The organism is Oceanobacillus halophilus (genome assembly GCF_003628505.1).
GTDB classification, from domain to species: Bacteria; Bacillota; Bacilli; order Bacillales; family Amphibacillaceae; genus Oceanobacillus; species Oceanobacillus halophilus.
On record NZ_RBZP01000004.1, the window covers coordinates 118,734 to 139,355 of the forward strand.

14 protein-coding genes and 1 pseudogene are annotated in these 20,622 nt (G+C 39.8%); 5 read left to right on the forward strand and 10 right to left on the reverse strand.

The genetic code is table 11. The annotated features are described in order from the left end of the window. Nucleotides 1–9: 9 nt before the first annotated feature. The 5 genes and pseudogenes from D8M06_RS08075 to D8M06_RS08095 all read right to left on the reverse strand — a co-directional run bounded on the left by D8M06_RS08075 (nt 10) and on the right by D8M06_RS08095 (nt 5,053). A complete protein-coding gene (locus D8M06_RS08075) occupies nt 10–1,317 on the reverse strand; it encodes an O-antigen ligase family protein (RefSeq protein WP_121203886.1) in 1,308 nt (435 codons plus the stop codon). A gap of 223 nt (nt 1,318–1,540) precedes the next feature. After that, nucleotides 1,541–3,097, reverse strand: coding sequence for a LysM peptidoglycan-binding domain-containing protein (locus tag D8M06_RS08080; protein ID WP_121203887.1), 1,557 nt, complete (start codon nt 3,095–3,097; stop codon nt 1,541–1,543). A 531-nt stretch (nt 3,098–3,628) separates the two neighbouring features. After that, nucleotides 3,629–3,907: a hypothetical protein gene (locus tag D8M06_RS08085; protein WP_121203888.1), complete on the reverse strand. Its 279-nt coding sequence runs from the start codon at nt 3,905–3,907 to the stop codon at nt 3,629–3,631. A 132-nt stretch (nt 3,908–4,039) separates the two neighbouring features. Beyond that, a pseudogene (locus D8M06_RS20445) lies at nt 4,040–4,211 on the reverse strand (GNAT family N-acetyltransferase); the annotation flags it as partial. 569 nt (nt 4,212–4,780) lie between these two features. Continuing rightward, a complete protein-coding gene (locus D8M06_RS08095; protein ID WP_121203889.1) occupies nt 4,781–5,053 on the reverse strand; it encodes a choice-of-anchor I domain-containing protein in 273 nt (90 codons plus the stop codon). Nucleotides 5,054–6,271: 1,218 nt separating this feature from the next. On the opposite strand from D8M06_RS08095, the gene D8M06_RS08100 reads away from it, so the two are divergent. The 4 genes from D8M06_RS08100 to D8M06_RS19680 all read left to right on the forward strand — a co-directional run bounded on the left by D8M06_RS08100 (nt 6,272) and on the right by D8M06_RS19680 (nt 12,162). Continuing rightward, nucleotides 6,272–9,220 (forward strand): glycoside hydrolase family 2 protein, encoded by a 2,949-nt coding sequence (locus tag D8M06_RS08100; RefSeq protein WP_121203890.1) that lies wholly within the window; start codon nt 6,272–6,274, stop codon nt 9,218–9,220. 137 nt (nt 9,221–9,357) lie between these two features. Further along, entirely contained in the window at nt 9,358–10,827 is a 1,470-nt protein-coding gene (locus tag D8M06_RS08105; protein ID WP_121203891.1) for an MFS transporter, read from the forward strand. 101 nt (nt 10,828–10,928) lie between these two features. Next, entirely contained in the window at nt 10,929–11,783 is an 855-nt protein-coding gene (locus tag D8M06_RS08110; protein ID WP_121203892.1) for an AraC family transcriptional regulator, read from the forward strand. A gap of 70 nt (nt 11,784–11,853) precedes the next feature. Then, nucleotides 11,854–12,162 (forward strand): hypothetical protein, encoded by a 309-nt coding sequence (locus D8M06_RS19680; protein WP_147404957.1) that lies wholly within the window; start codon nt 11,854–11,856, stop codon nt 12,160–12,162. A gap of 519 nt (nt 12,163–12,681) precedes the next feature. Here D8M06_RS19680 and D8M06_RS08120 read toward each other — a convergent pair. Continuing rightward, nucleotides 12,682–12,948 carry a hypothetical protein gene (locus D8M06_RS08120; RefSeq protein ID WP_121203894.1) on the reverse strand — a complete coding sequence of 89 codons (267 nt, stop codon included), beginning with the start codon at nt 12,946–12,948 and terminating at the stop codon, nt 12,682–12,684. A 152-nt stretch (nt 12,949–13,100) separates the two neighbouring features. On the opposite strand from D8M06_RS08120, the gene D8M06_RS19685 reads away from it, so the two are divergent. Beyond that, on the forward strand, nt 13,101–13,466 hold the full coding sequence (locus tag D8M06_RS19685) for a hypothetical protein (protein WP_147404958.1): 366 nt from the start codon (nt 13,101–13,103) through the stop codon (nt 13,464–13,466). Here the strand turns inward: D8M06_RS19685 and D8M06_RS08125 are convergent. The 4 genes from D8M06_RS08125 to D8M06_RS08140 all read right to left on the reverse strand — a co-directional run bounded on the left by D8M06_RS08125 (nt 13,438) and on the right by D8M06_RS08140 (nt 20,611). After that, nucleotides 13,438–16,536 carry a S8 family serine peptidase gene (locus tag D8M06_RS08125; protein WP_121203895.1) on the reverse strand — a complete coding sequence of 1,033 codons (3,099 nt, stop codon included), beginning with the start codon at nt 16,534–16,536 and terminating at the stop codon, nt 13,438–13,440. The two genes, D8M06_RS19685 and D8M06_RS08125, sit on opposite strands and share 29 nt — an antisense overlap. A gap of 375 nt (nt 16,537–16,911) precedes the next feature. Continuing rightward, complete coding sequence (locus tag D8M06_RS08130; protein WP_121203896.1) at nt 16,912–18,234, reverse strand: gluconate:H+ symporter; 1,323 nt, start codon at nt 18,232–18,234, stop codon at nt 16,912–16,914. 288 nt (nt 18,235–18,522) lie between these two features. Further along, nucleotides 18,523–19,665 carry a glycerate kinase gene (locus D8M06_RS08135; protein WP_121203897.1) on the reverse strand — a complete coding sequence of 381 codons (1,143 nt, stop codon included), beginning with the start codon at nt 19,663–19,665 and terminating at the stop codon, nt 18,523–18,525. Nucleotides 19,666–19,708: 43 nt separating this feature from the next. Beyond that, nucleotides 19,709–20,611: a dihydrodipicolinate synthase family protein gene (locus tag D8M06_RS08140; RefSeq protein ID WP_121203898.1), complete on the reverse strand. Its 903-nt coding sequence runs from the start codon at nt 20,609–20,611 to the stop codon at nt 19,709–19,711. Between the last annotated feature and the right edge of the window lie 11 nt (nt 20,612–20,622).

Genomic DNA, 20,622 nt, shown 5'->3' on the forward strand with positions numbered 1-20,622 from the left:
CATTCAGATTTATTCTTTTTTGGTGTTATTCATTACTGTAGATAGAAAACTTATAAGAATCGCTAAGTATATACTAACTGCAGGTGCTGTTAAAACATGCCCAGCAATAAAAGCTGTACCCAGCCCTAAACCAATTCCTACACCTACAAAAAATATGGTAGAATCAAAAACCTTTAGTGGGGATTTTATTAGATTGGTTAGAATTTTAATGACAAAATAAAGTAATGGGATTATCAAAAGAATCATCCCTATAAACCCATAACTAAAAAACCAATCAAAAAAATCCATCTCAATTAATTTAGCTGAATCCTCATAAATTCCAGCTGCACCCATTCCGAATGACTGTTGTATCAATGGTGCTTTCTTATAATCTTCTTGCTTTTCTTTTAAAAAGTCATCTCTTCCACTTAATGCTTCTTTCGTTAATTGTCTATCATTACCTATGTCTTCCTTTGGTGGTGTTTCTTGTTCGATATTTTTTACCGTAGGACCAAAGGATAAATTAAGGTTCTCCCCAATCGCTGTACCTGGTGCGATAGCGATCGTTCCTACTAGTAATAATGTATAAACAAGTAAATCCATCCACCCTCTTTTGTTCTTAAAGATTTTAATGACAGAATAGACTACCGTTAAACCAAGGACAACTAGAACGGCACCAAATGCTACCTTCGTTCCAACGGCCATCATAGACCAAATCGTTAGAATAATAAGTGGTAAAACAGCTAATTTCCTGCTTTGCACTTTTTTATTTATCATATATAACACCATAACGCTAAACCCCATTGCCAATATAGCACTCAATTCGTTCCCAGCATAAAACCAGCCTGATGACCCAGCTTTATTAAAATGAACATAACTAGGTTTACTGGTGTTTGTAACTTCAGAGATAAACATAACGAGAGCTATTAAGGAAATATTAATAAATATAAATCGCTCGATAAGTCCTTTCCAATGAGGCTTAATAGCATATGATTGGAATACAAATGCATATACAATTAGCATTTCTATAAAAAAGAAGTTTTTTACCATATAGGAAATTTCAAAGGATGGATAGAATGGATCTTTTACCATCCAACTCATTAGTAAATTACTAACCATAAAAATACCTATAATAAATAATATATAGAAAGCTATCGTTTTATGCTTAGATTTAGGGAGCATTACTATGTATATTAATCCAATTCCCAATGCCATAACTCGTACTAGTAATGATATAGGAACCCCTAGATAGGCCACTACATCTAAAATAGGCTGGAACAAAATAAAGTAAATAAAAAATTTCTCTAACTGACTAGTAACTTTTACATTTGAAACCATATAATATATCCTCTTTTATCAAATTTAAGTTCACACTTGATTTAGTATAGACAAAATAGATTAGATTTAACTAATAAAGTGGAGTTATTTCTAAAGTAGTTCCAGTCAGATTTCATAAATCAAACGTTTGTTTTAATTCCCCAAACAGATAAAAAGGCTGGCCAAATGAGAGCATCCCCAAACTGGACCAACCAAAGTAATCTTACTTTATCATCTTAAAAATCTAATAAGCAAACACATGCCCCCCTATCACCGTCGAAACCTCACGACTCCTCAAATAAGCACTCGACGTCTTCTTCGGATTATAAAAAAACAACGCCCCATTCGTCGGATCCTCCCCATTCATCGCCCGTCTCGCCGCTTCCCTATTTTGCGCATTAGGAGTAGCTGAGTTGATCGCACCAGTTTCTGCTGGTGTAAACTGATAATACCCGTAACTTTTCTCAAACAACACATCCTTTACTTTGTTCGGAAACAACGGACTTTTCACCCGATTCATAATAACGGCACCAACCGCAATTTGACCTTCTAGTGACTCCCCTCTCCCTTCACTGTATATCATTTTCGCCAACCACTCGAGGTCTTCTTGGTTCACTTCTGATGGTTGTTCTGCTTTAGGAGTAGCTATCTCACTAGAGGCTTCCATTGCTAAGGAAGCGCCAGAAGGGATAGTTAATGTTTGTCCAATTTGTAAGTTATTCGACGTTAACCTGTTCGCTTGTTTAATTGCATCGACAGTCGTTCCATTTTGCGTGGCTATCTTATAGAGAGTATCTCCTGGAACTACTTGATAGGTTGTACTTTTGCTTTGTACAGGAGCTGTACCTCCAGTAGGAATGGTTAACATTTGACCTACTTGCAAGTTATTTGTCGTTAATCCATTTGCTTGTTTAATCGCATACACAGTCGTTCCATTTTGCGTGGCTATCTTGTAAAGAGTATCTCCTGGGACCACCTGATAGCTTGTACTTTTGCTTTGTACCGGAGTTGTTGTCCCTCCAGTTGGAATGGTTAAGGTTTGTCCGATTTGTAAGTTGTTCGACGTTAATCCGTTTGCTTGCTTAATCGAATCTACAGTCGTTCCGTTTTCTGTAGCAATTTTGTATAGGGTATCTCCTCGGACTACTTGATAGCTTTTACTTTTGCTTTGTACCGGAGTCGTTGTCCCTCCAGTTGGAATCGTTAACGTTTGACCTACTTGTAAGTTGTTCGACGTTAATCCGTTTGCTTGTTTAATCGCATCTACAGTCGTTCCGTTTTCTGTAGCAATCTTGTATAGAGTATCTCCTGAGACTACTTGATAGCTTGTACTTTTGCTTTGAACCGGAGTCGTTGTCCCTCTAGTTGGAATCGTTAAGGTTTGTCCGATTTGTAAGTTATTTGACGTTAATCCGTTTGCTTGTTTGATGGCTTCTACAGTCGTTCCGTTTTTTGTTGCAATCTTGTAAAGGGTATCTCCTGCCGAAACGCGATAGGATTGACTCATCGTTTGTGATTGACTGACCGTTGACTCTGCCGCAGAAACCTCACTTGTAGTTAGTGTTCCAATTCCAAAGGTTGTTAGCAACATAGCACCAGCCATAATTTTAACGGACTTAACTTTTAATGAAGGAAACATTCTTTTCACAAAACTAACCGCTTCCCCTTTCATATTCGACTCTGCCGATTTAGAGACATTCCCTAATTCATCCGAGAACTCAGCTAAGTTTTGATCAAGATATAAGACTATCTCTACTCCGTTTTCTGTTTGCTTTATGTTGTAATGAGTAAATGGCTGCATCTTTTAACCATCCTTTTTTTACTCATTACTATCCCCATAGATGGGATTTTTACAAGTTATTTTGTAGTGGTGGATAAATTGTCCATACTTCGTTCATTTAAGGAATAAAATGCTATGGATGGTTGGTCGATAAACAGGAAATGGACTTATTTTATTTGCTGTATTCTATTCATTTGTTGCTTTTTGTTAAGTAGTTCGGTTTGGGTGTACAAAAATGTATTTAGAAGACAATATATCAACAGAACTCACACAGAATAACAAGGTAAAGTACATTACAATTGATAAAGAAATACGCTTGGATATTAAGTTATCCAAGCGTTCTTTTACATTGTTTTGCAAGACTAAAGCACCCTATTATGAAAGAACTGCAAACTAGAATGTTTTTTGTTTGACAAGATTAGTTTAGTTTATCTTCTTTTTACTTTATTAAAATACATTTTCGTATTGTTCGACCCGTATCTATCCGCTCGTCGCTGGGACTCTCGTTCTTCTTCCCTTTCCATAAAAAAGGCAGTTTGTGACCAATAGACATTATAAGTTTTGTTCACTTTCAAATTCCCTGATTTTATGTTGAAGATACTTTAGTCCCTGCTCTTGATTATAAACACGTCCATTTTCGCGATCTTCACGACTTTTCTGTACTTGCTTGATGAGTTCCTTATCCTTAGAAAACAGGTCTAAATCCATTTGCTCAATGGCTTCTCTTTCCCTTTTCATATTTAAATAACCAATAAAGTCATAAACCTCAGCCGTATCTTCTTCGTGGATTAAGTCACTTAGCCGTTTTAGTTCTTCACGATTAACACTCATCTCAAACACCGCCTTATTATTTATTAACACCATTATACCATTGAAAGAATCATTTTTAGAACCTATCCTTATTTCAATAGAAAATTCACTCCAAAATCTAACTCCATTAGCCTCCCATTACTTTAATAAGAATTATTTACATCTATATTCCATCTTTATAAACGCAAAGGTGCAACCATTTGTATCTTGCATAAAAGTTTTTTACATCGTTAAATCCAATTTTTCTATATACTTTTATCGCTCTTTGATTAAATGTTGCCACTGATCATGTAATGCTTTCAGGTTTATATTCTGATTGAATAAAATTAATACTATCAACTGCGACAAATAAATAGCATATAAATACAAAAATAAAATTAACATTCAGGTTTAACACCCAAAACAAAAGGGAAACTAAAAGAATAACCCTCCCTTAAAGTATCAGCATATAAATTCTCTCTAAACCATCAAAAGGAGGAGTAAATCAAACGTTTGTTTAATCAAAATCCTTTATTACCAAGGATTCTGTTCAAACAACTGTTTGAATTTCATCTAATTCCTCTGATTTGATCAAACGTTTGTTTGAAATATTTATCCCGCATATTTTAGATCAAACGTTTGTTTGAATCCTTTTTTAGGCAACACATCGGCCGACACACAAGAATTCCCCTATCTGTCGGCCGATGTTTTTTTAATATACGCGAATATCTTTTGAAAAAATAAGTTCCTAATATTATCGGAAGAACTAGGAAATAAATACATTTCCTATACGGATGGACGGCTTTTCCTTTATTCATACTTACTTCCATCTATTATATCCACGATTCTCATTATGTGTTTTTATCTGATCTTTGATGTCTTTACCATTCATATACCGCAACAGTTCCAGAATCTTTATGCGCAGCTACAAGCAAGGCTTTTTTTCGTTGGGCTATCTTCCACTAGGATAAATTCTAACCCTTCAGGCGATACGTCACCCGCTACGCCTTCTGTAAAGTCACAACTAGATAGTAAAGATACGAACTTTGGACCGACTGGTTCGAATAAATCGTAGACCATCATCCCACTGAACCGTTCAAGCACGATAAAGGCGTAAGGCACCCCATCCATTTCCCCTTGAACAACCGTTTCCGGCTCCGGACCTTTTGCATCGCTTCTGCCATCCAATTTTAATTCGTATTAAAATGCTCTGGCATTGCTTCTGCTATTATTTTTCCTAACTCATTTCCACTATCAAAAATGAGTTCCATTGTTTCTGCATCATAAATAGAGAAGCAACGGCCTCCGTATGTATAGAGAGATTCATAGGTGCCCTCTTCACTTTTTCCATTTTTAATGGTTAAATCGGTCTTCGCTAATTTTTTAGGAAGTCCTTTTTCTACTGCTTGATCCAGTTCTTCTTGCGTTTAGCCTGCATAGTGGTCTGCATTTAACTCGATTTAATCGATGATTTCTCCTATACTAGCCTCCTCGGAATAACAATCAAACCACGGGCATCCCCTTCATTTGGAGTAAGAAGATAGGTTCTTCCATTTGCTGTATTAATTGAATAGTAAAGTGGTGTAAGAATCACGTGAATTTTCTACAGCTAACTATACAGCCACCCCCTAATTTCGACAAAGTAAATATAACCTTTGTCAATATTCCCCGGGAAATGGAAATATTACGTGAATATTCCCGAAGAGTAGAACTTCCACCAGATTATAAAGTAGCTCTTCACTAAATGAGACTAAGGTGAACTTGACCGCAAAAACTTAGTACTCCGATAAAACATCCAATCCACCCTCTTAAAGCACAGACAATGCTTAAGCTATAGACCTATTGAACAAAAAGAATGTAATATCTTCGAGAAATAAAAGCACCAAACCAGCGAAGGAAATACACGAAGACTCCTTGAAAAAAGAAGACCACTTTTTTCTGCGTGCGATGTTTCGCTGCCGAAGCGTTCCTTATCCTGCGGGAAGAAGAGCATAGGTGAGACCCCGGAGTGAGGGGACTACTTGATTAATCTTCTTCGTTCCCTTGCGCCGAGAAAGCCCACTTCGAAGCGTTACTATAAGACGCAGGTGCACACGCTTTTAAGCACCAGGAGGCTCACCAGCTCCCCGTGGAAAGCGAAGTGTATTTCCGCAGCGGTAACTATTCCACAAATTCTATTTTTCTTGTTCTTATATAGCAACAAACAAAAAGCAATTTCAGTCAAGTTTCCCCAAACAATCAACTATCTCAGACATAGACTTCCTCCCCTTTTTCACCTAAAATAAAACGTAATCAAAGAAGTATATCTAATAGAACTCAGTGTATCCATTATTCATTCCCGCTTATTTGAAAGGGATTACAACCAGATGCACATCTAGCAATCTATAAAAAGGAGGTAATGAACATTTGACTGAAAAGCTTAATCTTACAATAGAAAAAGTAGTAAATTCGGCTAACGATACATTAAAAAACAAATGGAATTTCAACATTGGATGGAAGTTTAAAAAAGCAGATATACCCGGTGCCGATAAACCTGCCTTTAATGATTCCGACTGGGAAACGGTTAGTGCACCACACACCTTCAACGATATCGATACCTTCGATAATTACATGGAAGGCGGACATAATGGGGAGCGCAATATGTTCACCGGGAAAACGTGGTACCGCAAGTATTTCAAGCTGAACAAGGAAGATGAAGATAAGAAAATATTCATTGAATTTGAAGGCGTTCGACAGGCTGCAGATGTTTATATCAATGGGAAGAAACTCGAAGGAAAATACGAGAATGGTTTTATCCCATTTGGCTTTGATTTAACACCATATGTAACCTTTGGGGACACAGAAAATGTGTTAGCGATCATGGTAGATAACACGTTCCCCTATAAAACAGAAGAAACAGGAGATATCTTAAGCTGGCATGATTCGCACTGGCATCCAACGCATGGTGGGATTTATCGAAACGTTTACCTTCATATCAAAGATAAATTGCATATCACCTTGCCACTGTACAGCTTTTTAAAAACTCAAGGCACCTACGTGTATGCAACAGATATCAAAGAAGATTCCGCCGATGTTCATGTAGAAGCCGAAGTAATTAACGGACATGACACGTCCAAAACGACTGATTTTGTTACGGAGGTACTGGACCGGGATGGAAACGTTGTCTTAACGATGAATGAAAGCCGGGAATTAGCAAGTGGCGAAAAGGTTATTTTCCATACAGCTGGTCATTTAACAGACATCCATCGTTGGTTCCCAGTTCATCCCTATGTTTACACGGTTCGCTCCAAATTAGTTGTCGATGAAGAAGTAGTCGACACTCAAGAAACGCCATTCGGAATCCGGACGTTTGAATTTACCAATAATCAAGGCTTCTTTATCAATGGTCAGCCTCTGAAGCTACAGGGCTGGGGTCAAAGACCAACCAATGAATGGGCGGGCCTCGGAGCTGCTTATCCGAATTGGATGCATGGATTTATTTTCCAACAGATGAAGGATGCTGGTGGAAACTTCATTCGCTGGGGACATTCAGCTGGCGCTCCAGTGGATGTAGAACTGGCGGACAAATACGGATTGATTACCGTTCAACCTGGTGTGGATGGAGAAGGAAGTACGGTTGGCGGAGTTTATAGTGATGTTTCGTATACCATTCGTGCCAATGCCTATCGCGATATGATTATCTATTACCGAAACCACCCTTCTATTTTAGTTTGGGAAGGCGGAAATCAGAGTGTACCTGAGCAAGAAGCACAAACGCTTAAAAATATGACAGATACGTGGGACCCCCATGGAAACCGTGCCTATGCTCATAGAAGATGTAATTTAACCATGAGTGATTATGTCGATGTATCAATCGGGACAGAAGGTAGCTGGGAGTTAAAGAGCAAGGGAAAACCGGTTATCGAGGGAGAATACAACCGGGAAGAAGCTGCAAGACGAGTGTGGGACAGATTCACTCCAGGATACGAAGATTACGAGACGGCAGCTGGTTCCGCATATAATTTAACATCGGAAGAGTTTGCCCGGAATCAGGCGAAACATTATGAGAAAATTAGTCATCCAGCGCATGGTGGCGGAGCGAATTGGATTTTTTCTGACTCGACCAGTCATGGACGTGTTTATTCAGAAGTATCCAGAGTAAGTGGTGTCGTGGATGGGGTCATGCTTCCAAAAGAAGCCTACTTTTCCCTTAAAGCCATTTACAGAAACGACCCACAAGTTCATCTCATCGGCCATTGGAATTATCCAAAAGGTACGGTGAAAGATGTTTACGTGATGGCCAATGCTCCCAAAGTAGAATTATTTATCAACGGGAATTCCCAAGGTTTTGGCGCTCTCAGCCATGACTACTTATTTACATTCGAAAACATTATTTGGGAACCTGGAACTGTGAAAGCTGTTGCTTATGATGAAGAAGGAAACACCGTTGCCGAACAAGTAAAGAAAACGGCAGGAGATCCAGTATCTGTCAAACTTTCCGTTATCACAGGACCAAACGGCTTTCGTGCAAACGGGTCGGATGTGGTACTGATTGATGCAGAAGCCATCGATGGAGATGGTAATCGCTGTCCAACGTTTGAAGGTCGAATTGATTTTCAAGTAGAAGGACCAGCCATTTACAGGGGCGGTTATAACAGCGGAAAAGAACATTCAACCAATAATCCGTATTTGGACTTAGAAGCAGGCGTTAACCGAGTCGCTATTCGTTCCACCCAGACACCCGGCTTGGTAAACGTAACAGCAAAGGTTGCCGGACTACAGTCAGACTCGGTCGAAATCGAAGCAAAACCTGTGGCTGTTTGGAATGGATTGACTGAAGAAATGCCGGTTGTACCGGGAATTACGCTTGGAGAAGAGCCACCAGTAGGAGAAGGGCCAGACCCTAACCTAAAGCTTACAGATGAAGAAAACGCTGGACCTACGCTTATTAACGATTTTTCTTATTCGGGAATTGCTGTTCCTGGCGGCGTTAAAGGGAACGCACATATCGGAGCACTCATTTTCAGTGATGAGGAAGACGAATTTCCATACCTGCCTAACCATCTGATTGGCAGTGAGTATATCCAAGTGCCTAACGAGGACAGGAATTATAAAGCACTCGACTTAATGCATTTTTCCGTAGAGCAGCAAACAGAGGTCTGGATTGCACACGATGATCTCTTGGAACGTCCAGAGTGGTTAATCGAAGAATACGAGGAAACAGAAAGCAAACTTTTCGTTAAAAATCATTCACACACACTGTTCAAAAAGACGGTAGATGCCGGAACCGCCCTAACATTAGGCGGAAACCAGGACGAAACGAATGTCAAAGACTGTAATATGTATGTCGTATTTGCGAAGAAACAGCAAAACTAAGAGGCGCATCCCCTCTTGTGTATGAGGGGGGATGACATATATTTTTTAATTTCAAAAATGTAAGGGCTTTAAACATTTGTTTGTTTCATTTACAAAGTAAAGTAAGACAAAACACCTATTTCAAGGAGGCGAAAGGCATGGAAACGAGCACCGTTCAGGAAGTACAACAGCAGCAAGAGCCAGAAAAAAAGACCACAACTAAATATGATACATCCAAGCGCCCTTTTGGGAAACGCGATATTATTGGGTATTTCACAGGAGATTTAGGCGGGAATTTCAGTTTTGACCTTATCAATATGTTCATGTTTATTTACTTCACACAGTTCATAGGCATTGATCTGGTTCATTATGCCGCTATTATATTAATCATCAAAATATTTGACGGAATCAATGACCCAATTATCGGAATGATCATTGACCGCGTTCAATTGAAAACAAGAGATAAATTTAAACCATGGATTATTCGAATGGCTCCTCTTTTGGCGATTACGATGCCGATCATGTTTTACGATGCTTCCGAATGGTCCTATGGTGCGAAAATAGCGTTATTCCTAGGAAGTAATTTACTATGGACCGTTCTTTACACATTTGTCAACGTTCCATACGGGGCCTTAAGTTCGGTTATGACTACCAAGCCATCACAACGAACTGCTTTATCTACTGCCAGAAGTATTGGCGGATTTGTCCCAAATATTCTTTATATGCTATTTATCCCGATGTTTCTTTATTCAGACGTGGTGGTTAACGGAGAAACAAGAAGTGTTTTCCAAGGTGAATTGATGTTCCCAATTACCTTGATCACGGTTGTCTTGACGATTCTTTGTTACTACATTCTTTATCGAAATACGGAAGAACGAATCATTCATACCAATAAAAAAGAAGCAAAAGGAACGTACAGTTTCTTTGGCACACTGAAAGATTACTTTAAAAATCGAGCGATGATTGGACTTACGCTTGTCGCTTTTGCACAAATACTATTTATCAACGGTTCCCAGCAGCTGAATACCTTAACATTCCAGTTGTATTTCCAAGACGGAAGATTGAATTCGTTTACAATTATTATTACGATTATCCCAACAATGATTATTGGAGCGACCATTGGTAATAAACTTGTTAAACGATATGGTAAAAAAGAAATTGTTGCTTACCCGATGATTATTAGTATCGCGATTAATATCATGATGTTACTTTTACCGATAAGTAACCCATTTGTATGGTTAGCCTTACTTGCCCTTGGTAGCACCTTCTCCTTTGGTCTCGTTATGTACACATGGGCGATGGTTGCTGATGCTATCGACTATCAGGAATGGAAAACTGGCAAACGAAATGAGGGCTCCGTTTACTCCATGTATTCCATGATTCGAAAACTCGGACAAGGTTTCGGCGCAGCTATCGTTCCAGCTGCAATCGCCTTCCTCTTGCCAGGATTGGATTTGAAAGAAGCATCCACATGGACAGTGGAATATGCGACTGGTGTTAAAAACCTTTCTGTCTTATTCCCGATTATCGGTCTATCTCTGGTAATGGCAGCGATGTTCCTCGTCTATAACTTAGACAAGAAGACGCTTTACCATATGCAGAAAGATTTGGGGAATGAAACAGAATAATTGATTGCTAGAATAGGGATGGGGAAAAAGCATGCGGTGCTTTTCTTCCATCCCTTCCCCTGTTCATGAAACTTGTATAATACAGAAAAGGAGTAGTTACTGTGGAACATAACGGACAAACACCAAGCTCATACAAACTCTTTGTTACCACGCACCAAAAAGGGGTTCATCGAAATATCGACATTCACACCCATTTCCATTATGAACTATTCATCTTTCATTCTGGGACATGCAATTATTTAATTGATAACAAAGTATATCCCCTCGTTTCCGGTGATATAATCCTGATGGACGGAAGCAAATTGCATAAACCCTCGATCCAAGGTGACCCTTCGCTATATGACAGGAGCATCATCCAATTTTCCATCGACTGGCTCGCTCCCTTGCTTCAATTTCTGGATAGCTATCATTTGGTAGAACCATTTGAACGCAACCACTATTCTATCTATCGAACAAATAACACCGGCATCGATGAAGTCATCCAACTGATGAAAAGAATGGAAAAACTACTATTATCACAAAACTTCTTTGACGTGGAAATGCAACTAAAAATAGAGCTAGTCGATTTGCTCTTTACCATACAACGTTTCCAAAACAAGAAGCTCACTGAATTCGAAAACCTCGAAAATGATAAAAGTGCCTATATCCAGCAAATTGCAACCTTTGTACAGGAGCATTTCAAGGAGAAAATCACCCTGGATGATATCGCCGATCAAATTAATTTAAGCAAATCATATCTCGTACACCTTTTCAAAGAACAAACAGGTTATACGATCATGGACTATCTCATGCAATACCGCTTCACCCAATCACTTCATCTGCTTAAAACGTATCCCGATTGGACGTTTAAAGAACTATGCCAGGCTTGTGGTTTTAAGAGTGAAGCCCATTTTAGCCGTTTTTTTAAGGAACGTGTAGGAGTGACACCTAGGGAATATCGGAAGTATTTGGGGTAGAGTGGTGTTGTGGGATGGTGGGGGCGGTTGATTGAATGCGCGAGACGAGCGATAGAACGTGCGGGGGCGGTTGATTGAATGCGCGAGACGAGCGATAGAACGTGCGGCGCGGGTGATTGAGCGCGCGGGGCGGTTGATTGAGCGCGCGGGGCGATCGATAGAACGTGCGGGGCGGGTGATTGAACGTGCGAGGCGGGTGATTGAGCGCGCGGGGCGGGTGATTGAGCGCGCGGGGCGATCGATAGAACGTGCGAGGCGGTTGATTGAATGCGCGAGACGAGCGATAGAACGTGCGAGGCGGGTGATTGAGCGCGCAAGGCGGGTGATTGAATCCATGAAGCAGTCGATAGAAAGAGTGTGCTTATTTATTTTTCGATAAGTTCTAGTAAAAGAACAGATAATAATGCACAAAAACCTGCTGGCAACCATGTACCGGATATTTTCCAATTTATCAACTTTTATTTTTCAGATTGTCCCTCACTTTTTCTTGCTGTCTTTATTTAAACGCGTCTGGAGATTCTTCAAACTGTCTGATACATCTAGCTGCTTTAGAATAAGATGATTATGAAGAAGGTATCTTTGATGGGGAGATATAAGTGTAGAGAATATTCAAGAGGATGGACTCACTTTTCTCGGGGAAACTTGATAGCTACAATTATAATCTGGTTATCTAGCTTTTCATAATAAATCTTAAACTTATTAAAAACCACTCGAGATAAACCTTTATATTTCCCTTGTTCTTCTGTATAACGCGTGCTTAAATGGGGATTTAGAAGAATATTTTCTATACTGTTCATTAAATAAGCTATATAGGATCTTGTTTCCACTATCGTAAAATATTTACTCTCATATGTGAGCATTTTTCTTTCAGCTGATTCGGACCAATATACTTTCTCCATTACTTCAAATAATCCTCATTGAACATTGATTTAATAATTTCACTAGTACTTTTATATTTACCTTCTTTATATTCTCTTCTACTCTCTTGAATCATCCGTTTTAATTCTTCATCTTCATCTACTTCCTCCTTAATCGTTTTCTCTCTTTCTTCATATACTAATGTAAATCTCCCCTTCCCCGGCACCGAAAATCGGGAAATTTTATTTTCCTTATTGAGTGTTTCTAATTCCTTATACAGTTCTTCTGGGGAATTAATATTTTTCATCATAAACGCCTCCTAAGTCCATTTTTTGAAATTCCCACAACTTCACAGATGCGAGTATTCACCTTTATTATACATCTTATCATTTAGAAAGAAAGATAATGAAATAAAGTTTAATAAAGTTTATTAAACTATTTCTCCCAGGTATAAGGCGGTTGATTGAGCGCGCGGGGCGGTTGACAGAACGTGCTTCGCGGGTGATTGAGAGAGCAAGGCGGTCGATAGAATGCGCTTCACGGTTGATTGAGCGCGCGGCGCGGTTGATAGAACGTGCTTCGCGGGTGATTGAGCGCGCGGGGCGGTTGATTGAATGTGTTTCGCGGGTGATAGAACGTGCGGGGCGGTCGATAGAATGCGCTTCACGGTTGATTAAGCGCGCGGGGCGGTTGATAGAACGTGCGAGGCGGGTGATTGAACGCGCGAAACATTCGATAGAACCCCCACCCCCAAAACAAAACAAGCTGGCGCCCCAAGCGCCAGCTCATTCCACTCTTACTTATTCCCTTTCAACTTACCCTTAGCTTTTCCTTGTGGTCCCATCACAACATCTTCTGCTACATTACCTGCATGGTCCACTGCTACGACTTTCACCACTTGGCTTGGATGAATGCCATCTAACTCAAGCTCTGTTTCGCCCTCAATTGGACCGTCTGATTCGCCGTCAATGAAGACTTCCCAGTAAGCGATTCCGCTGCCGTTTTCATCGGCAACTTCTAGGGAAACTTCGCGCTTTCCGCGGTTGATATCCGCTTCTACTTCTGGTGCTTGTTTATCTAGCATGACTGGCAATTCAAATGTTTGCCATTCTGCACCTTCATAGTCGATGACTGCTTCTACCTGCAGATAGTACTGACCATCATCGGCAGGTTGTCCATTGATGGTGCCGTCCCATGCCCAGTCTGGAGACAAGGTATAATGCAGTGCTTGTCCACTATCATAATAATTTTTTCTGAAATACGAATCACTATATAGGGTTTCTACTACATCACCGTTCTCGTCCAGTACATGGAAATTAGCTTCTTTGGCATTTCGCATGAAGGATAGAATCATCATCGCATCATCTTGTATGCCGTCCCCATTTGGTGAGAATGCTGTTGTTTCTGGGTCTTCGCTTAGGAAACCATAACTTTCATCTTCGAGGGATGTTCCCACACCGGTCATTCCGTAGTAACTCAACGGATCCCATACTGGTGTATCGAAAATTGGTGCTGCATCCCATTCTCCTTTAAAACCAACATACGGAACGGTTAATTCAGGATTCGTGTCTGTTGAGTCCGTTAACGTCACAAACCCTTCTAACCAGTATCCATTTTCAAAATATGACCGTAGATCTGCATCCCACTCACTGACGTCGATACTTACTTCAAAAGTGGTCTGCCCATTGGCAGGTACTTCGATAGTACTCGTTGCTTCTCCGTTCACGGTTGCCACTTCTTCTAAATCGAATGCAGGGAAAAGATTTGGTGCAGCTACAAACACTCCGCCACCGTCAACAGGAGAATCTGTCTGTGCATTTGCCGCAACTTCATACGTCACTGCATCATCAGAAAAGTTTTCTGCCGTTAATTCAAAGCTCACTTCGTTTTCGGTTACTTCTTTCAATGCGACTTTTGCTTCACCAGTTGCTGGATCTGTTACCATTACTGGCGTAGAAAGTGCGCTGTGCAATTGCATCATTCCAGCCCCTTGACGGCGTGGAGAAACAAGAGCTTCTTCAAATTCTACTTGTTCTGACGTGTTCATTAATAGATTTTTCGTTAATAGAACGCGATCGGCTCCTTCATAGCCAAATTCCTCATTCACACGTTCTAACACTAACGCTCCACCACCTGATACGTGTGGGGCCGCCATGGATGTACCACTCATTAATCCATACTTGTTATCATTTAAGGTCGAGTAAATTTGTCCACCTGGTGCGGTAATTTCTGGTTTGAAATCTAAGTTTGGTGTTAATCCCCAGGAACTGAATGCACTCATTTGCCCTGCCTCTGGGTTTTCAATCGTTGTCTTATCCCCTGCAAATTCCAGTGTTACTGCCTGTCCATCTATTAATGCTTCCGCAAGTGCCTCTCCATCACTTTTCGCCATGAACAATTGCGGAATCACAATCGCAGCCTCGGTCGCCATGCTGACCATACCATCTTCATTGTTATAAATAATCACACCTGCTGCCCCTGCTGCTTGTGCATTCAATGCTTTTTCTGTAAAGGCTAATTCTCCACGTTGGATCAGCGCATATTTTCCTTCGACATCTTTTCCTTCTAGATCTTCCGGATATCCTAACCCTGCTTCTACGACTTCAAAATTTTTCTCATCCACATCATTCGGATGCACATTTCCCGCTGAGAGGAATGCTGCAATCTCTGGTTCCGACCCATCCATGGTATATTGAACGGAGTCTACTTCCATATAGGAATTTTCAAAAGACGCTACCTGTAAAGAGTCATAAGCAACACCTGGTGACCCATTCACTCCATAATCTGGATTGAATGCATATGGGTAGAAAAATCCGTCACCAAACATCGCCGAGTTCCCAGCAGAAATGGACATGAGGATGCCATTATCCACCGCACGTGTGACAGCCGTTTGCTCCGGAGACTCTGGATCAACAAACCCAGACGGAGAACCAAGACTCATGTTCAATACATCCGCTCCAAGCTTAATGGCATCATCAATCGCTTTAATATAAACATCGCCATATGTGGATTGGAATGCAGGATCATTACCGAAAACTTTCAAGGCAAGTAATTGTGTATCTGGTGCAATACCTTGAATTCCACCATTTTCTTCCTCGCCATTTGCGCCTACCGTACCAGCCACATGCATTCCGTGGTAGGATGCCTCTGCATGAATTTCACGCACCTCGTCATTTTCATCCATGTAATTATATCCGTATGGAACTTTTTCAGTGTAAAATTGACCAGGCAACTCATTATCTGCAATCACTTCATTTACTTCCGCCTCCGTTAATGCAGCTGTTTCGCTGTCATCAAGGACCATATCGTTATGGTTATAATCAATTCCTGTATCAATAATTCCAACTACCATGCCTTCCCCTGTATAACCATAATCACGCCAAGCTTGCTGAGCCTGTACGATTTCTTTGCTGTAATTCATATCTGGCGTTTCGATTGGCTGCTCGTATGTATTAACTACGTAAACACCTTTTACCTCAGGGATCGATTCAATTTCCTTCATGTCCCCTTGTTTCACTTCCGCACTAAATCCATTAACAACTGCCGTATACTCATTTAGGAATTTAGCCTTTACGTTTTTGCCTTTCATTTTATTCTTTACACTTTTTTGTTTCTTTTTCGCCGCTTTTTCTAACTGCTTCTTTTGGCCTTTGGAAAGTTCTTTAAATCTTTTCCCTTTTTTTGTGGCGCTCTGAATGGCTGCTTCTCCATCCATTTCCACAATAACCCTTACTTCTTTATTCGGATCGACCGATTCCTCGAATGTATCTGCTGTTAGTGTTTCTTTTGTTTTGTTTAATTCTGGTACATGAATCGTCTGCGCACTAACTGCAAACGCAAAGTTACCAAAAACTAATAAAATTGCCGCTAATAAAACGGTGACTTTTTTCAGCATGTTTCTCCCCCTTGATTTCATTTACTAGATTGCTAGATTAATTTTGACAAAAAGCCTCCTTCTTCATATTTTTCTGAGTCTTAATATTCAGATATATTCATTCTAAAGAAATTTAGGGACTCGAAAAAGTGCTAAAAGTCATAGGCAAATAGATGTGCGTTTGTTGCAGGATTCCACAAAAAGTGAGGAATTTCGTGGTTTTGGGATGAGTCTATGGGAGTGGGTAGAAAAAAACCTATCACACAAGAATATATAAAAAGAAAACCATCAGTAGGCTTATTAATAAACTACCGATGGTCATATTACAAACATTTGTCAGCTAGTATATCAGTGATATCAAATGTTATTCTGTTCTTCCAATTCTTAAAGGATTTATTATACAAACAAGTTCAAGATTAACACACCAATTAATCCGCAAACTGCAAGAATTGTAGTATAGGTTGTTCTTGATATAATTGCGTCTTTAACAGATAGGTTAAAATATTCTTTGTACAGCCAGAAACCAGTATCATTAACATGAGAGAATGCAACACTACCGGAAGTTGTAGCCAATACCATTAATGCTGGTGTAGCACCATTCATTCCTAATAGTGGTAAAACAATACCGGAAGCTGTCATAACTGCAACTGTTGCAGAACCAACAGCAATTCTTAGAACAGCGGCGATAATCCAGGCTAAAATCAATGGAGAAATCGTCCAACCTGCCATAGCCTGTTCGATGTATTCGGTTACACCACTTTGAATAAGTACTTCTTTAAAAGAACCACCAGCACCTGTTAAGAGCAGGATTACAGCAATAGCTTTTAAAGAAGAAGATATTGATTTTCCAATGTCCGTCATCTTTCTGCCGCAGCGAATTCCAAATGTATAGATTGCTAGAATAACAGATAGTAATAGTGCAATTGCTGGTTCACCAATAAAGGATAGGAAACCAAACAGTGCCGTATTTTGATCCATTGTTAACTCCGCAACTCCCAAAGTTGCCATTAGAATCACTGGAATTAATGGAGTGATAATACTTATAGCAATTCCTGGCATTTCTTCGTCTGTAAACTCTTTTGGATTATACAGTCCTTCTGGAAGGGTCGGATTCATCTTTTTAATAAAACTAGCTTTTGGGAAAAGATACCCGGCAACAAAAATGGATGGAATCGCAATAATGATTCCTAATACTAATACTTGTCCAATACTTGCTTCATAGATTCCCGCAACAGCAGTTGGTCCTGGATGAGGCGGCAAGAAGCTGTGTGTAGTCGATAAAGCAACAGCCATTGGTAAGCCGATTTTCAGCAAACTCACGCCTGTTTTTGCTGAAATGGTAAATACAATTGGAACAAGTAGTATAAAGGCAACATCGAAAAACAACGTAATACCAATTAAAAAGGCAGTGATCATCATCGCAATATGGACATTTTTTGTACCAAACTTTTGCGTTAATGTTGTTGCTATTCGTTGAGCAGCTCCACTATCTGCCATCAACTTACCTATCATTGAGCCAAAGCCAATGACTAGTGCTAAACCACCTAATTGGTCACCCATCCCCGTTTGGACAGCTTCAAAGGCATCCATTGGAGTCAAACCACTTATAAGACCAATCACCAAGGAAACTAATATCAATGAGATAAAAGCATCTAATTTAAATGCAATAATTAATACCAACAATAGTACTACACCGATAGCAACATATACTAATGGCATAATTTTGGACCTCCTTTTATTTCATCTATTTTCTTATCTGTGTATATACGAGACCTTGGAATCTATTAAAATTCCTATCGTCTTTTGTTTCGTTTCGTACTTTTAGGTTTTCCACTTTGAAAAGCCACACCAAGCAACTTTTGAATTGGAAAAGAGCAGATTGCTTGATGTTTTTCACTATTTCCATTATGATTACATTACCTAATTATTTTTGAGAAGCTGCAATCCAAGCGTTCTACCTCTATAGCGCGCTCTGGATTGTCTTTTTATAATCATTGAGCATTAAAGCTACTTTGTATTTAATTTAAATGCTCGATATGCCGACTCTCCTGCAATATTTAATAGTTTCTCTACATTTGAAATCGCTTCCACTAATGGCATTGGTTTAATAACCGTATCTAGAATGAAGTCAATTCCGTGTTTGTACACTTCATGCAAATCATAATCAGCACTTCCTACAATCGCAATAACTGGAACATCCTTACGTTTTGCCAGAGTCGCTACACCGATTGGCGCTTTCCCATAGAGGGATTGGCTATCCATTTTTCCTTCACCCGTAATAACTAAATCCGCATCCTTTAATTGGTCTTCCAACTTAATCAGTTCCAAGATTTTGGTAATGCCATTTTCTAATTTCACGTTACAAAATGCCATTAATCCAGCACCTAAGCCACCTGCAGCACCTGCTCCAACATTCTCTGCTATATCTAATTTCAATTGCTCTTTAATGAGCATGCCATAGTGAAATAAAATCTCGTCCAGAACCTTCACATCTTCTTCAGATGCGCCTTTTTGTGGCCCATAAATATAGGATGCTCCATTCTTACCACAAAGAGGGTTCGTCACATCTGATAGCGCGATGATTGGAACGCTTGCGAGTCTCTTATCTATATTCGTTGTATCAATCGTAGCAATGTTACGGACGCCGTTTGCACCATATCCTACTTCTTGGCCGTCTTTATCTTTAAAAGATACTCCTAAAGCTTGTGCCATACCAATACCACCATCATTGGTAGCACTTCCGCCAAGTCCGATGTAAATTTTCCTAGCACCATGGTCGAGAGCAACTTTAATTAGTTCACCTGTACCATATGTCGTTGCCTCAAAAGGATTCCGTTCCTTATCTTCAATAAGCTGCAACCCAGATGCTTCTGCCATCTCGATCACTGCTGTATTTCCTTCGATCATGCCGAATTTTGCATTTAACCGTTTCCCTCTAGGTCCTACAACTTCCGCATACTGATATTCGCCATTACAGCCTATCACTAGGCTATCAACGGTTCCTTCCCCACCATCTCCAATGGGAAATTTCACAACATCTACGTTTTTGTCTACTTTCTTGATTCCCTGTTCAATGTAATTTCCCACTTCAATAGTCGTTGCGCTTCCTTTAAATGAGTCACAAGCTATGATAATCCGTGTATTTTCCATATTCTCACCTCTATGTCACCGTTTTATGGGGATGAATCATAACTTATCGACTAAGCAACTCTGATTCTTCAATTTTATTTTTCATATTTTCTAAAACCTCACCCTGTGAGCTTTTAATAGGTAATACCGGGTTTCCTACATCTAACCCTAACAAATTGGACATATCCTTGGTAGCAGCAGGAAAGCTCGCATTATCTTGAGAGATACGGATAGGATTCAACGTGAATTGTGCTTCGAGTGCTCCTTGCACATCTCCTTGTACATATTTGTTATAGATAGATGTGACAAGTGGCCCAAACATATTTGCTGTGGAACAAACAGCTCCTGTCGCGCCCATGCATAATCCAGGGAAAATAAGCGTATCTTTCCCAGCTAATACGTTAAATTCTATATCTCTTGTACGACGAATATACTCACTTAATAGAGAAAAGTCACCACTTGAATCTTTCATACCAACAATATTCGGGAGATTATGCGCTAATTGATCCACCAGATTAGCTGTCATGGTGTAACCTGTTTTTCCAGGGTTATTATAAAGCAATACTGGTGTATTTGGGATTGCTTCACTTACTGCCTTAAAATGATCATATAACTCCTCATACGTTGGTTTGACAAACATTGGTTGTAAGATAGAAACTCCGAATGCTCCGTGAGCTTCCGCCATTTTAGCTAATTGAATGGCTTTCCTGGTACGAATAGCGCCAATACCGAAGTATACAGGGACACGTCCATTCGTCTGATCCATAATAATTTCAAATGCATTCTCTAATTCCTCATCATCAAACATGTAAAATTCCCCATTACTGCCAAATGCTAAGATTCCGTGAACTCCATTTTCAATGACATGGTCCACCATAAATCGTAATTTTACTTCATCAATATGTTCATTTTCGTCAACAGGCGTAATAATAGGAACAATAATACCTTTGATTTTATCTATATTCATCATTAGAATCT

Excerpts from the sequence above, each read along its gene's own strand:
- D8M06_RS08135 (WP_121203897.1), bottom strand. The coding sequence starts at position 19,665 with ATGGAAAATACACGGATTATCATAGCTTGTGACTCATTTAAAGGAAGC.
- D8M06_RS08080 (WP_121203887.1), bottom strand. The coding sequence starts at position 3,097 with ATGCAGCCATTTACTCATTACAACATAAAGCAAACAGAAAACGGAGTA.
- D8M06_RS08140 (WP_121203898.1), bottom strand. The coding sequence starts at position 20,611 with ATGAATATAGATAAAATCAAAGGTATTATTGTTCCTATTATTACGCCT.
- D8M06_RS08075 (WP_121203886.1), bottom strand. The coding sequence starts at position 1,317 with ATGGTTTCAAATGTAAAAGTTACTAGTCAGTTAGAGAAATTTTTTATT.
- D8M06_RS08085 (WP_121203888.1), bottom strand. The coding sequence starts at position 3,907 with ATGAGTGTTAATCGTGAAGAACTAAAACGGCTAAGTGACTTAATCCAC.
- D8M06_RS08120 (WP_121203894.1), bottom strand. The coding sequence starts at position 12,948 with ATGAAAAATATTAATTCCCCAGAAGAACTGTATAAGGAATTAGAAACA.
- D8M06_RS08125 (WP_121203895.1), bottom strand. The coding sequence starts at position 16,536 with ATGCTGAAAAAAGTCACCGTTTTATTAGCGGCAATTTTATTAGTTTTT.
- D8M06_RS08130 (WP_121203896.1), bottom strand. The coding sequence starts at position 18,234 with ATGCCATTAGTATATGTTGCTATCGGTGTAGTACTATTGTTGGTATTA.
- D8M06_RS08105 (WP_121203891.1), top strand. The coding sequence starts at position 9,358 with ATGGAAACGAGCACCGTTCAGGAAGTACAACAGCAGCAAGAGCCAGAA.